Annotated in this window: 13 protein-coding genes; 8 read left to right on the top strand and 5 right to left on the bottom strand. The window is 66.7% G+C overall.

What is annotated here, in order from left to right; all coding sequences use genetic code 11:
* Window positions 1-15 precede the first annotated feature (15 nt).
* Window positions 16-771: an IclR family transcriptional regulator gene (locus tag ACNA0R_RS10240; protein WP_415825878.1), complete on the bottom strand. Its 756-nt coding sequence runs from the start codon at window positions 769-771 to the stop codon at window positions 16-18.
* A gap of 240 nt (window positions 772-1011) precedes the next feature.
* Here ACNA0R_RS10240 and ACNA0R_RS10235 point away from each other — a divergent pair, with 240 nt between their 5' ends.
* The gene (locus ACNA0R_RS10235) at window positions 1012-1998 is read left to right on the top strand and encodes a Bug family tripartite tricarboxylate transporter substrate binding protein (protein ID WP_415825877.1); all 987 of its coding nucleotides are present in this window, start codon (window positions 1012-1014) and stop codon (window positions 1996-1998) included.
* Window positions 1999-2024: 26 nt separating this feature from the next.
* Here ACNA0R_RS10235 and ACNA0R_RS10230 read toward each other — a convergent pair whose 3' ends face one another.
* On the bottom strand, window positions 2025-2777 hold the full coding sequence (locus tag ACNA0R_RS10230; protein ID WP_415826068.1) for an RNA methyltransferase: 753 nt from the start codon (window positions 2775-2777) through the stop codon (window positions 2025-2027).
* 132 nt (window positions 2778-2909) lie between these two features.
* Between ACNA0R_RS10230 and ACNA0R_RS10225 the strand changes: the two genes are divergently transcribed.
* From ACNA0R_RS10225 to ACNA0R_RS10215, 3 genes are all read left to right on the top strand, one after another.
* Window positions 2910-3689, top strand: coding sequence for an inositol monophosphatase family protein (locus tag ACNA0R_RS10225; RefSeq protein WP_415825876.1), 780 nt, complete (start codon window positions 2910-2912; stop codon window positions 3687-3689).
* Between the two features lie 438 nt (window positions 3690-4127).
* Window positions 4128-5717 (top strand): TerC family protein, encoded by a 1590-nt coding sequence (locus ACNA0R_RS10220; RefSeq protein ID WP_415825875.1) that lies wholly within the window; start codon window positions 4128-4130, stop codon window positions 5715-5717.
* 19 nt (window positions 5718-5736) lie between these two features.
* A complete protein-coding gene (locus tag ACNA0R_RS10215) occupies window positions 5737-6603 on the top strand; it encodes an undecaprenyl-diphosphate phosphatase (protein WP_415825874.1) in 867 nt (288 codons plus the stop codon).
* Between the two features lie 57 nt (window positions 6604-6660).
* Here ACNA0R_RS10215 and ACNA0R_RS10210 read toward each other — a convergent pair whose 3' ends face one another.
* From ACNA0R_RS10210 to ACNA0R_RS10200, 3 genes are all read right to left on the bottom strand, one after another.
* The gene (locus ACNA0R_RS10210; protein ID WP_415825873.1) at window positions 6661-7440 is read right to left on the bottom strand and encodes a UDP-2,3-diacylglucosamine diphosphatase; all 780 of its coding nucleotides are present in this window, start codon (window positions 7438-7440) and stop codon (window positions 6661-6663) included.
* Complete coding sequence (locus ACNA0R_RS10205; RefSeq protein ID WP_086067731.1) at window positions 7433-7942, bottom strand: peptidylprolyl isomerase; 510 nt, start codon at window positions 7940-7942, stop codon at window positions 7433-7435. The genes ACNA0R_RS10210 and ACNA0R_RS10205 overlap by 8 nt, the downstream gene beginning before the upstream one ends.
* Before the next feature lie 134 nt (window positions 7943-8076).
* Window positions 8077-8769, bottom strand: coding sequence for a tetratricopeptide repeat protein (locus tag ACNA0R_RS10200; protein WP_415825872.1), 693 nt, complete (start codon window positions 8767-8769; stop codon window positions 8077-8079).
* A 229-nt stretch (window positions 8770-8998) separates the two neighbouring features.
* Here ACNA0R_RS10200 and cysS point away from each other — a divergent pair, with 229 nt between their 5' ends.
* Genes cysS through tilS form a run of 4 tightly spaced genes read left to right on the top strand, consistent with a single transcriptional unit; the run spans window position 8999 to window position 13266 of the window.
* Window positions 8999-10447: a cysteine--tRNA ligase gene (gene cysS / locus ACNA0R_RS10195; protein WP_415825871.1), complete on the top strand. Its 1449-nt coding sequence runs from the start codon at window positions 8999-9001 to the stop codon at window positions 10445-10447.
* 23 nt (window positions 10448-10470) lie between these two features.
* On the top strand, window positions 10471-11109 hold the full coding sequence (locus tag ACNA0R_RS10190; RefSeq protein WP_415825870.1) for a DNA-3-methyladenine glycosylase family protein: 639 nt from the start codon (window positions 10471-10473) through the stop codon (window positions 11107-11109).
* Between the two features lie 45 nt (window positions 11110-11154).
* Window positions 11155-12120: an acetyl-CoA carboxylase carboxyltransferase subunit alpha gene (locus tag ACNA0R_RS10185; protein ID WP_415826067.1), complete on the top strand. Its 966-nt coding sequence runs from the start codon at window positions 11155-11157 to the stop codon at window positions 12118-12120.
* A gap of 36 nt (window positions 12121-12156) precedes the next feature.
* On the top strand, window positions 12157-13266 hold the full coding sequence (gene tilS, locus ACNA0R_RS10180) for a tRNA lysidine(34) synthetase TilS (protein WP_415826066.1): 1110 nt from the start codon (window positions 12157-12159) through the stop codon (window positions 13264-13266).
* The last annotated feature ends 86 nt before the right edge of the window (window positions 13267-13352 follow it).

The following is a 13352-nucleotide window of genomic DNA, read 5'->3' as shown; positions in this document are numbered from 1 at the left end:
GCGTGACCTGCCCGATCAGTGCTGCAAGCGCGCCAGCTCGGCCTGGATCCAGCTGGCGATTTCGCGCTGCCGCTGCGCCGGCATGCGGTCGATGATGGCGGTAACGCTGATCGCCAATACCGGCATGCCGTGCGAGTCGAGCAAGGCGCATCCCACCCCGAGCGCGCCCCGCACGGCGTGGTTGCCGACGACGGAATAGCCGCGCGAACGCGTGTTTTCGATCAGCCGCAGCATTTCGTGCGGCGTCATGCCGCCATATTCGTCCAGATGGACGGCGTTGCGTTCGACGATGCTGCGGGCCTCTTCGTCCGGCAGCGCCGCCAGCAAGGCCATGCCGCCCGAGCCCACCCCCAGCGGCTGGCGCTTGCCGGCATAGGTGGCCAGGATCTGGACCGGATAGCCGCCTATTTCCCGATGCAGGCTGACCGATTCATCGCCTTCGCGTACCACCAGGAATACCGCATCGCCGGTGCGCTCGGCCAGGCGCCGCAACGCCGGCAAGGTCTGTCGCAGGCGGGGATCGGAGTCGGGCACGCCGGCATCCTGCGCCAGCTGGGCGCGATAGCGCTTGGTGCCCGCGACCTGCTGCGCCAGGCCGGCTTCCACCAAAGCGGCCATCAAGCGATAGATGGTCGGGCGCTGGATCCCGGTATAGCGGGCAAGGTCGGTGACGCCAAGGCCGCCCGTCCCGTGGTCGCGCAGGGCGGCCAGTACCTGCAGGCCGCGTCGTAGCGTCCGCGGCCCGGCCGCGGTGGGCGTGAAGTCTTCCATAAGCGGGCGGCATGGTGGCCGTCGTCGGTGCGCGGGACACCGCGCGGAAAGCGGAATGAATGCAAAACGTCCGTAGGGCGGACGAAATCGCGACAAGGTGTTGCAGAATAAGCCGTATACGGGAAAATCCGGCGGAAAAAATTCTAAGCGTCCATTGTCTGGACGAGCAATGAGAACGTCCATCACGTGGACGATCAAGTTTAAAACGTCCATCACCTGGACACAACTGGAGTGAGACAGATGAGTCAAAAGCTTGCCCTGTTCCGACGCGCCGCCGCCACGCTGGCCGCCGCCGCCGCGCTTTGCGCCGGCAGTGCGCCCGCCCAGGCCGCCTATCCGGACAAACCGGTGCGCATCGTCGTGGGCTTCAGCGCTGGCGGCACGACCGACGTGATCGCCCGCATCATGGCCAAGGAACTGACCGAAGCCCTGGGGCAGTCCTTCGTCATCGAGAACAAGCCCGGCGCGGGCAGCAATATCGGCACGGAATACGTCGCCCGGTCCGCGCCCGACGGCTACACCCTGTACTTCGTCGCGGTCACCAGCGCCATCAACCAGACCCTGTATTCCAAGCTGAACTTCGACCTGGTCAAGGATTTCGCGCCGGTGGCGCTGGCCGCCAAGGTGCCCAACGTGCTGGTGGTGAACCCGCAGGTGCCGGTCAAGTCCGTCAAGGAACTGGTCGATTACGCCAAGGCCCATCCCGGCAAGCTGGCCTTCGCCTCTTCGGGCAGCGGGACGTCCATCCACATGGCGGGCGAACTGTTCAAGCTGAAAGCCGGCGTCGACGTGCTGCACGTACCGTACAAGGGCAGCGCCCCGGCGTTGACCGACCTGATCGGCGGCCAGGTGCAGTTCATGTTCGACAACATGCCGTCCTCCTGGCCGCACGTGCAATCGGGCAAGCTGCGCGCGCTGGCGGTGACCACCAAGGAACGTTCGCCCACGGCTCCGGATCTGCCCACCATGGCGGAATCGGGCTTCCCGGGCTTTGACGTGTCCTCGTGGTTCGGCCTGATCGCGCCCAAGGGCACGCCGCCGGAAGTCATCAAGACGCTGAACACGGCGATGATCAAGGCCTTGGACAAGCCGGAAGTCAAGGACGCTTTCGACAAGCTGGGCGCCGTGCCGTCCAAGACCACGCCGGAGCAGTTCGGGCAGTTCATCCAATCCGAAGTGCAGACCTGGGCCACCGTGGTCAAGGCCTCCGGCGCGCGCGTCGACTGACACGCCGGCATCGCGTGGGCCGCGGCCTATGACCGGTTCGCGGCTTTCGCGGCCTTCAGCATGGCCGTGCACACCCCGCGCAGCATATCGACTTCATCGCGGGTCAATGCGCTGCGGCTGAACAGGTGGCGCATGCGCGGCATCAGTTTCTTGGGATGCCGCGGGTCCAGGAACTTCACCGCCACCAAGGCCTCTTCCCAATGCGCCAGCAGGGCATGCACGGCCTCCGCCGGCGCCGGGGCGGCGCCCGGGTCGGGCGCCTGGGCCGTCGTCGCCGGCAGCAGGCTGCCGCCTTGCGCGGAAATCAAGGCATAGCGCAGCTCCCAGGCCGCCAGCTGCAGCGCCTGCGCCACGTTCAGCGAGCTGTACTCGGGATTCGCGGGTATGTGGCAGATACGGTGGCAGGCGGCGATTTGCGCGTTGGTCAGGCCCGCCCGCTCCGTGCCCAGGACGATGGCCACGCCGCCGGTCTCATGGGCGCCCAGGTGTTCGCGCGCCAGCACCGCGGCTTCGCGGATATCGCAGGGCGGGGGACCGAGGTCGCGCACCCGCGCGGTCAGGGCGAAGGCCAGCGTCACCGGGCCGAGCGCGGCCTCCAGGGTGTCATGCACGCTGGCGGCCGCCAGCACGTCGCCCGCCCCGCTGGCCAGCGCCACCGCTTCCGGTTGCGCCGCCATATCCGGCAGGCGCGGCGCCACCAGCGCCAGATCGGCAAATCCCATGGTCTTGATGGCCCGCGCGGCGGAGCCCACATTGCCCGGATGACTGGGCGCGACCATGACGAAACGTACCCGCTGGAAGGCCGGCGGGGATGTGGAAGCCTGAGTCATTTAAAATGCCACGTTTGGCGCAGCGGAACCGGCCATCCGGCAGGCGACCGACCGCGCATTAGCGAAATCGTACGGAATTCTATGCACCCGATGCTCAACATCGCCATCAAGGCGGCCCGGCGTGCCGGCACCATTATCAACCGTGCCAGCCTCGACCTGGAAAGACTGAACGTGGCAAAAAAGGGGCCGCGGGATTATGTCACGGAAGTCGATCAGGCCGCGGAGACCTCCATCGTGGAAACCTTGCGCGCGGCGTACCCCGATCACGCCGTCATGGGCGAGGAGTACGGGCTGCAGGGCGATGAGAAGGCCGAATTCCGCTGGATCATCGACCCCCTGGACGGCACCACCAACTTCATCCACGGCCTGCCCAACTATGCGGTTTCGATCGCCCTGATGCAGCGCGGCGTGATGGTGCAGGCGGTGATCTATGACCCGTCGCGCAACGAGATGTTCACCGCCAGCCGCGGCGGCGGCGCCTTCCTGAACGACCGCCGCGTGCGGGTGTCGGGCCGGTCGCGCTATCACGAGGCGCTGCTGGGCGCGCATTGGCCCGGTTCGGCCGGCCCGGACCAGGGCGGCGGCAAGTTCAGGCAGATGGCGCAGGGCAGCGCCGGCGTGCGCCGCATGGGCGCCACCGTGCTGGACCTGGCCTACGTGGCCTGCGGCCGGCTGGATGGCTTCTGCGGGGTTGCGCTCAAGCCGTGGGACATGGCGGCGGGCAGCCTGCTGGTGCTGGAAGCCGGCGGCCTGGTGGCCGACTTCACCGGCGAGCAGGGCTGGCTGGAATCGGGCAATGTGCTGGCCGCCAGCCCCAAGGTCTTCACGCAAATGCTGGGCATTCTTCAGGGCGGGGAATAAGGCCCACCCCCGAAGCGCTGCGCGCTTCCCCCTCAAGGGGGCGACGCGCAAGGACCGGCGGAGCCGGATCCTTGGCGTCCCCGATCGGCGGGCACTTGGCAGTGCGCGCGGGGCGGCGCACTGCGCGGAAATGGTCAGACCCGTCGGTCTGGCTTTGCGTGCGCGGGGCCAACTTGTGGGTAGGCCGGGGGAGAGGGGCCGCGGACGCTCGGGCAGAAAACCGATCGGGTCTGTAGGCGTATTTCAACGCCAGGCCCTTGAACGCGCCATCGTCCAGACGGACTACGGTGCCGGGCCGTCGGCGATGCGCAAATGCGCGGTCATGCGCGCTAATGCGGTATGCGGGGTGCCACGCCCTGCCTGATCGTGCTTTTCCATGACCGGCGTGTTGCCGCTTTTCCAGGTACGATTACCGGTCCCTCACTGCTGGAGTTGCCAATGGAGTGGCTGCTGGACCCCGCTGCCTGGGTCGGCTTGCTTACCCTAGTCATTCTCGAAATCGTCCTCGGGATCGACAACCTTATCTTCATCGCCATCCTGGCGGACAAGCTGCCACCCGCGCAACGGGACCGCGCGCGGATCATGGGCCTGTCCATGGCGCTGGTCATGCGACTGGTGCTGCTGTCCGTCATGTCGTGGCTTGTCACGCTGACAGAGCCGCTGTTCTACGTCGGGCCCCTGCATCCTTCCGCGCGCGACCTCATCCTGCTGGCCGGCGGTTTCTTCCTGCTGTTCAAGGGCACCATGGAACTGCACGAACGCCTGGAAGGCGGCGCGCAGGTCAATTACGGTCCGCGCGTCTACGCCAGCTTCTGGGTCATCGTCACGCAGATCGTCGTGCTGGACGCGGTGTTCTCGCTGGACTCCATCATTACCGCGGTCGGCATGGTCGATCATCTGGCCATCATGATGATGGCCGTGATCATCGCCATCGGCATCATGCTGGTGGCGTCCAAGCCGCTGACCCGCTTCGTCAATGCGCACCCCACGGTGGTGGTGCTGTGCCTGGGTTTCCTGCTGATGATCGGCTTTTCCCTGGTGGCGGAAGCCTTCGGCTTCAAGGTGCCCAAGGGTTATCTGTACGCGGCCATCGGATTCTCGGTGCTGATCGAGGCCCTGAACCAGGTGGCGCGGCGCAACCTGCTCAAGCTGGACGCGCGCCGGCCCATGCGCGAACGCACGGCGGAAGGCGTGCTGCGCATGCTCGGCAAGCGCCCGCCGCAGCCCGTCATGGACGAGCCGGATGACGCGGAATCGGGCGAGCGCGAAGACGCTCCGGCCTTCGGCGTGGAGGAGCGCAACATGGTCAGCGGCGTGTTGACCCTGGCCGAGCGTTCCATCCATTCCATCATGACGCCGCGCACCGATATTTCGTGGATAGATATCAACGATGACGCGCAGACCATGCGCGCCCAGATCGAAGCCGCGCCGCACACGTTCTTCCCGGTCTGCCGCGGCAGCCTGGACGAAGTCCTGGGCATCGGCCGCGCCAAGGAGATGGTCGCTGACCTGATCACCGAGGGCAGCATCCGCCGCAATCGCCTGCGCGAGCCCATCATCGTGCACGAATCCATAGGCATCCTGCGCCTGATGGACACGCTCAAGCGGGCGCGCGGCCAGCTGGTGCTGGTGGCCGACGAGTTCGGCGCCATCGAAGGCCTGGTCACGCCCATGGACGTCTTCGAGGCCATCGCCGGCGAGTTCCCGGATGAAGACGAGCTGCCCGACATCGTCCATGAGGGCGATGGCAAGTGGAAGATCGACGGCGCGGCCGACCTGCGGCACGTGGAACAGGTGCTGGAAACCGACGGCCTGGTCGACGAGGCCCAGGACTACGCCACGCTGGCCGGTTATCTGCTGTCGCGCTTCGGCCATCTGCCGCAGCCGGGCGACAGTTGCGAATTCGTGGCGCCGCACCAGCGCTATCGCTTCGAGGTTCTGCAATTGGACGGAAGGCGTATAGCGTCCGTCGGTGTCGAACGCCTACCCTTCGAACTTTCGCCCACCGACGAAGTCGAATCGTCCTGACCCATCCGAGCCGCACATTGTGACCGACTACACGCTTTATCTGATCAAGGCCTTCTTTCTGGGCATCATCGAAGGCCTGACCGAGTTCATCCCGGTGTCCAGCACGGGGCACCTTATCCTGATCGGCGACTGGATCAACTTCCAGTCGAGTTCGGCCAAGGTGTTCGAAGTCGTCATCCAGTTCGGCTCCATCCTCGCGGTGATGTGGATCTTCCGCGCGCGCCTGTGGCAGCTGATCCACGGCACGTTCACCGGCGTACGCAGCGAAGTGATGTTCACCCGCAATCTGCTGGTGGCTTTCCTGCCCGCCGCGATCATCGGCGCCATCTTCATCCGCGCCATCAAGAACCTGTTCTACCACCCGGGCGTGGTGGCGGTGACGCTGGTGCTCGGCGGGTTGATCATGCTGTACGTCGAACGCCATACGCATCGCACGCGCGGCGCCGCCGCCGGCGCGGGGGGCGACGACAGTGCTTCGCAGGCCCACGCCACGGCGCACCGCCTGGAAGACATCACGTGGAAGCAGGCGCTGGGCGTGGGCGCCGCGCAATGCGTGGCCATGATCCCCGGCGTGTCGCGTTCCGGGTCCACGATCATCGGCGGCATGATCGCCGGCATCCAGCGCAAGACGGCCACCGAGTTTTCATTCTTCCTGGCCATGCCGACGATGCTGGGCGCCGCGGTCTACGATTCCTACCGCAACATGAGCGTGCTCAGCCAGCACGACGTGGTCGGTATCGCCGTCGGCTTCATCGCCGCGTTCCTGAGCGCGCTGCTCGTGGTGCGCGCGGTGCTGCGCTTCGTGGCGAACCACACTTATCGCGTCTTCGCCTGGTATCGCATCGCACTGGGCATCGTGGTCGCGCTGGTGCTGTTCACGCGGTGATATAGCGCGAGCAGCGGGGCATTTCAGCCCCGCTGCCTGCCCGCCGGCAGGCGGGCCTCAGGCCAATTCCAGATCGAAGAACTGCAGCCCGTCGCGGTCGATTGCCAGCCAGCCGCCGCGCGGCGGCTTGGCATGATCGCAATCCCAGTCGGGCAGCACCCAGCGTTCGCGCCGCTTGCCGGCCACGTTCAATACGTGCCGGTCCGGCCGATGGGTATGGCCGTGCACCAGCGTCGGCACGCCGGTATCGCGAAACAGGGCTTCCACCGCGCCGGGATTCACGTCCATGATCTCCGCCTGCGAGGCTTGCAGGGCCTGCGTGGCGGCCTGGCTTTCGCCGCGCGCCTGCTGCGCCAGCGCCAGGCGTTCCGGTATGGATTTGCCCAGGAATTCCTGCTGCCACTTGGGATCGCGCACCATGGCCCGGAAGGCCTGGTAGGCCTGGTCGTCCAGGCAGAGCTCGTCGCCGTGCGTCAGCAGGACGGGGCCGTAGTCCGTATCCAGCAAGGCAGGCTCGGGCAGCAGATGCGCGCCCACGGCTTCGGCCAGCTCCTGGCCGATCAGGAAGTCCCGATTGCCGCGGCCCAGCCAGACGGGAATGGTGGCCGTCGTCCGCTTGATGGCGTGCAGAATGGTCGCCAGCCAGGGCGGCGCCTGCCGGATGACATCGTCGCCGATCCATGCGTCGAAAATATCGCCCGGCAACAGGACGGCCGATGCTTCGGCCGCCGCCGCTTCCAGGAAGCCCAGGAAGGCTTCGGACGTGGCCGGCGCCGCCGGCCCCAGATGCATATCCGACGCCACCCAGATGGTTCCGGGCAGCGTGACCTTATTCAAGGACTTCGGCCTTTTCGATAACGACGTCCTGCGCCGGCACGTTCTGGTGGAAACCGCTGTTGCCGGTCTTGACCGCCTTGATCTTGTCGACCACGTCGGTGCCTTCGGTGACCTTGCCGAACACCGCATAGCCCCAGCCGTTGGCGGTGGGCGCGGTGAAGTTCAGGAAGTCATTGTCGGCGACGTTGATGAAGAATTGCGCGGTGGCCGATTGCGGGTCGCTGGTACGGGCCATGGCGACGGTGTACTTGTCGTTCTTCAGGCCGTTGTTGGCTTCGTTTTCCACGGGCGCGTGGGTTTGCTTCTGCTTCATGCCGGGTTCGAAACCGCCGCCCTGGATCATGAAGCCGTCGATGACGCGATGGAAGACCGTGTTGTTGTAGAACCCTTCCTTGGTATAGGTCAGGAAGTTGGCCACCGTCTTCGGCGCCTTGTCGGCATCCAGAGTAATGACAAAGGCGCCGTAGTTGGTCGTCATCTTGACGCGGGGGGAAGAAGACATGGACTGTTTACCCTCGGTAGTGTGGGTTGAAGCCGCGCCGGTGGGCGCGGCGCCGGCGGTTGCCGGCAGGATCGCGGCAAGCGCCACGCCGCATGCCGCATGGCGCAGCACACGCAGTACAGAAGCTGAGAACATCATTGTTTGCTTGGTCCCTTCAGCAGGTTGTCGACGGCGCGGGCTTTGTTGCCGCTGCCCGTGACGCCGAGTTTCGCCGCTTCGCCATATGAGCGCTTGGCCTGGGCCAGCTGGATGTCGGCCAGGTTGGCTCGCGCGGCCGCGTAATTGGGATCGGCGCGCAGGGCGTTGCGGATGGCGGTTTCGGCGCGATCGATTTCGCCGCGCTTGGCATAGATGACCGCCATGTTATTCCACGGTTCCGGAAGTTCCGGAAACCGGGACGTCATATCTTCGTAGATGTCCAGCGCTTCCTGGTCACGTCCCATGGCCGCCAGCACGCGCGCATGCTGGAATTCCAGCTGCACGTCGGTGCCGCCGGGCGCGGGCGGATTGGCCGTTTCGGCCAGACGCTTTTCGATCATCGCCAGCGCTTCGTCATTGCGGCCGGCGGTGATCAGCTGTTCGATGCGGTCGGTGATCTGCGACGGCGTGGGCTGCAGGCGCGTGTCCACGCCGGGCTTCGCGGCTTCCAGCAGACGCGCCAGCGCGTCCCAGCCGCCTTCCGGCGGGGGTTCGTCCAGCGTGGTTGCGTTGGCGTTGCGGCCGGGGCCGCCGCCGCCCGGCATGCCTTGGGCATGGCTGGAACCCGGGGATAGCCATAGCAGGGCGACTGCCAGCAGGGCCGGAAGGAATCTGGTCTTGATGGTCACTGGTATTTCCGGAGTGGGCCCGGCCTTGCGCGATGGGCGCGCGGCCGGGCTGCTTGCTATACTTGACGACCGCCATTTTAGCCTTGGTTCAGTTTCGAAGTCCGGCTGGTGTCCGGCTGGGTGTCCAGCTGTCCAGGCGAGCTGGGCCCTGTACCAGGGAAATCCCACGAGACCTACCCCAAGGGTTGCTCCAGGAAGCGCCTGGCCGCCCGCGGCGGTCTTCTTTTCTATGCTGCATATCTACGACACGCTATCGCGCACGAAAGTCCCTTTCACCCCTGTCGAAGCCGGCCGGGTGCGCATGTACGTGTGCGGCATGACCGTCTACGACTATTGCCATCTCGGCCATGCCCGGATGCTGATCAGCTTCGACCTCGTGCAGCGGTGGTTGCGGGCCAGCGGCCTGCAAGTGGATTACGTCCGCAATATCACTGACATCGATGACAAGATCATCCGCCGCGCCGTGCAGACCAACCGGCGCATCGGCGACGTAACGTCGTTCTACATCGATGCCATGCATGCGGACGAGCGCGCCCTGGGCGTGCAGCCGCCCGACCACGAACCGCGCGCCACGGCCCATATCGGCGACATGCTCGACATCATCGGCCGCCTGGAAGACAAAGGCCTGGCGTATCGAGCCGAAGACGGCGACGTCAATTTCGCGGTACGCGGCTTCGCCGGCTACGGCAAGCTTTCCGGCAAGTCGCTGGACGACCTGCGCGCCGGCGAGCGCGTGGCGGTCGCCGCCGGCAAGCGCGATCCGCTGGACTTCGTGCTGTGGAAGGCGGCAAAGACCGAAGAGCCCGACGACACCAAATGGCAGTCGCCCTATGGCCTGGGCCGCCCCGGCTGGCACATTGAATGCTCGGCCATGAGCAAAAGCCTGCTGGGCCTGCCGCTGGATATCCATGGCGGCGGTCCGGACCTGAAATTCCCGCATCACGAAAACGAGATCGCGCAAACCGAAGGCGCCTTCGGCGGCGTGCTCGCCAACGTGTGGATGCACTGCGGTCCGCTCATGGTCGACGACGACAAAATGTCGAAGTCCCTGAACAATTTCCGCACCATCCGCCAGACCGTGGCGCTGGGCCAGCCGGACGACAGCCAGGCCGACTACGTCTTCAATCCGCGCGAAGCGGAAATGGTGCGCTTCTTTATTGCGCGCAACCACTATCGCAGTCCGCAGAACTACACGCCCGACAATCTGAACGACGCGCAGAATGCGCTGGATCGCCTGTACCAGGCCCTGGCCAACGTCGCGCCGGACGACCAGGGCGTGGATTGGAATGAGCCGCAGGCCCAGGCTTTCAAGGCCGCGATGGACGACGACTTCAACACATCCGGGGCGGTGGCCGCGCTGTTCCAGCTGGCGGGCGACGCCAATCGCACCGGCAGCGCGCGCACCGCGGGGCAGCTGAAGGGGCTGGCCGCCATCCTGGGCCTGTTGCAGCAGGATCCGCAAGCCTATCTGCGCGCGCCCACCCGGTACAAATTGGGGGCGGCCGCGCCGTCGGCCGCCATGGACGAACAGACCATCCAGGAATTGATCGACGCGCGGACCGCCGCCAAGCGCGAGCGCGACTTCGCCGAGGCCGACCGCATCCGCGCCGCGCTGCGCGAAGCCGGCATCGAGCTCGAAGACAAGCCGGGCGGCGTTACCAACTGGCGCCGGGTTTGAGCCGCATCCAGGAGCCGCCCGTCATGTCGAGCGCCGATGTCGCCGTGAGCAAGCCGCACTATTGGGAAGACGCCGTCGCCCACCTGGTGCGCCGCGACCGCATTTTGAAAAAACTCATCCCCCAGCATCCGGAGGTCTGGCTGACCCCGCTGGGCACGCCTTTCGTCACGCTGGCCCGCTCCATCGTCGGCCAGCAGATTTCCGTCAAGGCCGCGGAAGCCGCCTGGCAGCGCTTCGTGCAGGCGGCCGGCGCGCGGCCGTCGCCGACCTCCGTGCTGCGGGTGGGCGTGGAGGGGCTGCGTGAAGCCGGCCTGTCCAAGCGCAAGGCGGAATACGTGCAGGACCTGGCGGTGCATTTCAGCGAGCGCAAGGTCCATCCGGACCGCTGGCCCCTGATGGAAGACGAGGCGGTGATCGACGAGCTGGTCGCCATCCGCGGCATCAGCCGCTGGACCGCGGAGATGTTCCTGATCTTCAACCTGCAGCGGCCGGACGTACTGCCGCTGGATGATCCGGGATTGCTGAAGGCGATCTCGCTACACTATTTCAGCGGCGAACCCGTCTCGCGCTTCGAGGCGCGAGAAGTCTCGCTGGCCTGGCAACCCTGGCGTACCGTGGCAACCTGGTATCTGTGGCGCAGTCTGGACCCGCTGGCGGTCTAGGCCACGCTCGGATGCCGCATGGCCCAACAACGGAACCACATCTACATGCGCAATACCTTCCTGGATTTCGAACAACCGCTGGCCGAGCTCGACAACAAGATCGAACAGCTGCGTTTCGTGCAAGCCGACTCCGCGGTCGACATCTCCGACGAAATTGCACGCCTGCAGCAGAAAAGCCAGGCCCTGGCCAAGGAAATCTACGGCAAGCTGACGCCGTGGCAGACCGCGCTGGTCGCCCGCCATCCGCAGCGGCCGTACACCTTGGACTATGTCCGGGAAATCTTCACGGATTTCCACGAACTGCACGGCGACCGCATGTACGCCGACGATCAGTCCATCGTCGGCGGACTGGCGCGCTTCAACGGCACGTCATGCATGGTCATCGGCCACCAGAAGGGACGCGACACCAAGGAGCGCGCCGCGCGCAACTTCGGCATGCCGCGGCCGGAAGGCTATCGCAAGGCCCTGCGGCTGATGCGCCTGGCGGAAAAATTCGATATCCCCGTGTTCACCTTCGTCGACACGCCGGGCGCCTATCCTGGCATCGGCGCCGAAGAGCGCGGCCAATCGGAGGCCATCGGCCATAACCTGTACGCGATGGCTGAATTGCGCGTACCCATCATCTCCACCATCATCGGCGAAGGCGGTTCGGGCGGCGCGCTGGCCATCGCCGTGGGCAATGCCGTGCTGATGCTGCAGTACGCCACCTATTCCGTGATTTCGCCCGAAGGCTGCGCGTCCATTCTGTGGCGCAGCGCCGACAAGGCGCCCGAAGCCGCCGAAGCCCTGGGCATCACCGCGCCGCGGCTGAAGGACCTGGGCCTGATCGACCGCGTGGTCAACGAACCCGTCGGCGGCGCCCATCGCGATCCGCGCGTCATGGCGCGCCTGCTGCGGCGCGCCCTTAGCGACACCCTGCGCCAGTTGTCCGGCATGACCGCCGACCAGCTGGTGGAACAACGCCTGCAACGCGTCCTGGCATACGGCCGCGTCCAGGAAGCGCGCGTCTAGGTTCACAGTGAGCGCGCCATGGCGTCCGGCGACGATATTCCAGCCAAGGGCGCCGAGCCGCAGCCGCGGCGGCATGACGATCTCCCGGCCGCCCGGCCGGATCCCGGCATCGCGCTGATCCGCCCGCTGCGGGACGCGCTGGCGTCTATCGTGCCCGAGCCGATCGGCGTCGCCGTCAGCGGCGGCGCCGATTCCGTCATGCTGGCCGTGCATGCGGCGATGGTCTTGCGGAAATTTGTGCCGGGTTTCGGGCCGGCTTCCGCACCGGCGCCTTCGGCGCCTGATAAACCGCTGCATCTCCTGCACGTGCATCACGGCCTGTTCGAAGAGGCCGACGCATGGTCGGACGCCGTGCGGCAGCTCGGCGCCACCCTGGACGCGCCGGTCCATATCCTGCACGTCCAGGTCGACACCGCCGACGGCACCGGCATCGAAGCCGCCGCCCGCCAGGCCCGCTACCAGGCGCTGGCCGCCGCGGCCGCGCGGCACGGCCTGCGTCATATCCTCCTGGCCCATCACCGCGACGACCAGGCCGAGACGGTCCTGCTGCGCCTGCTGCGCGGCGCCGGTCCCACGGGTCTGGCGGCCATGTCGCCGCGCACGGAGCGCGACGGCGTGGTCTACCTGCGCCCGTGGCTGGACGTGCCCCGCGCCGCCATTCGCCAGGCGGCCGCGGCCTACGCGGCCACGCATGGTTGGCAGCCGGTGCAGGATCCTTCCAACGCCGACGCACGCTACACGCGAGCGGCCTTGCGCAATCTGCTGGTGCCGGCGCTGGACGCGCGCTGGCCCGGGTGGCAGGCCATCGTGGCGCGCCACGCCCGCCAGGCCGGCGAAGCCGCCCAGATCCTCGCCGAAGTGGCGCGCGAAGATTTCGCCGGCTTGGAGCCTTCCGAATCCGGCGACAGCTTTTCCCTGGCCCAGTGGCGCCGGCTGTCGCCCGCCCGCCAGGCGCAGGTGCTGCGCCACTGGCTGGCCGGGCAGGGCGCCCGCATGCCCACGGAAGCCCGGCTGGCCGAGCTGCTGAAACAGTTGCGCCAGTTGCACAGCCTGGGCCACGACCGCCACCTGGTGTGGAACCACGCCGATCATTGCGTCCGCTGCGTGCGCGGCCGCGTCAGCGTAGCGTCGCGGGAAGGCCGCTGACGGGCCGCCTGAGCACCGAACTCCGCTGAACGACCAGCGATTTTCCGCGAGCACGCTAAAATACCCAGCTTTGCCTGCCGGGCATG

It is taken from the genome of Bordetella sputigena (genome assembly GCF_965137885.1).
Classification (GTDB): domain Bacteria; phylum Pseudomonadota; class Gammaproteobacteria; order Burkholderiales; family Burkholderiaceae_B; genus Bordetella_C; species Bordetella_C sputigena.
Note: the sequence above shows the minus strand (reverse complement) of the source record. Positions and strands in the feature narration are given on the sequence as shown.

Coding starts and splice junctions, on each gene's coding strand:
- ACNA0R_RS10240 (WP_415825878.1), bottom strand. CDS start 771: ATGGAAGACTTCACGCCCACCGCGGCCGGGCCGCGGACGCTACGACGC.
- ACNA0R_RS10235 (WP_415825877.1), top strand. CDS start 1,012: ATGAGTCAAAAGCTTGCCCTGTTCCGACGCGCCGCCGCCACGCTGGCC.
- ACNA0R_RS10230 (WP_415826068.1), bottom strand. CDS start 2,777: ATGGTCGCGCCCAGTCATCCGGGCAATGTGGGCTCCGCCGCGCGGGCC.
- ACNA0R_RS10225 (WP_415825876.1), top strand. CDS start 2,910: ATGCACCCGATGCTCAACATCGCCATCAAGGCGGCCCGGCGTGCCGGC.
- ACNA0R_RS10220 (WP_415825875.1), top strand. CDS start 4,128: ATGGAGTGGCTGCTGGACCCCGCTGCCTGGGTCGGCTTGCTTACCCTA.
- ACNA0R_RS10205 (WP_086067731.1), bottom strand. CDS start 7,942: ATGTCTTCTTCCCCCCGCGTCAAGATGACGACCAACTACGGCGCCTTT.
- cysS (WP_415825871.1), top strand. CDS start 8,999: ATGCTGCATATCTACGACACGCTATCGCGCACGAAAGTCCCTTTCACC.
- ACNA0R_RS10190 (WP_415825870.1), top strand. CDS start 10,471: ATGTCGAGCGCCGATGTCGCCGTGAGCAAGCCGCACTATTGGGAAGAC.
- ACNA0R_RS10185 (WP_415826067.1), top strand. CDS start 11,155: ATGCGCAATACCTTCCTGGATTTCGAACAACCGCTGGCCGAGCTCGAC.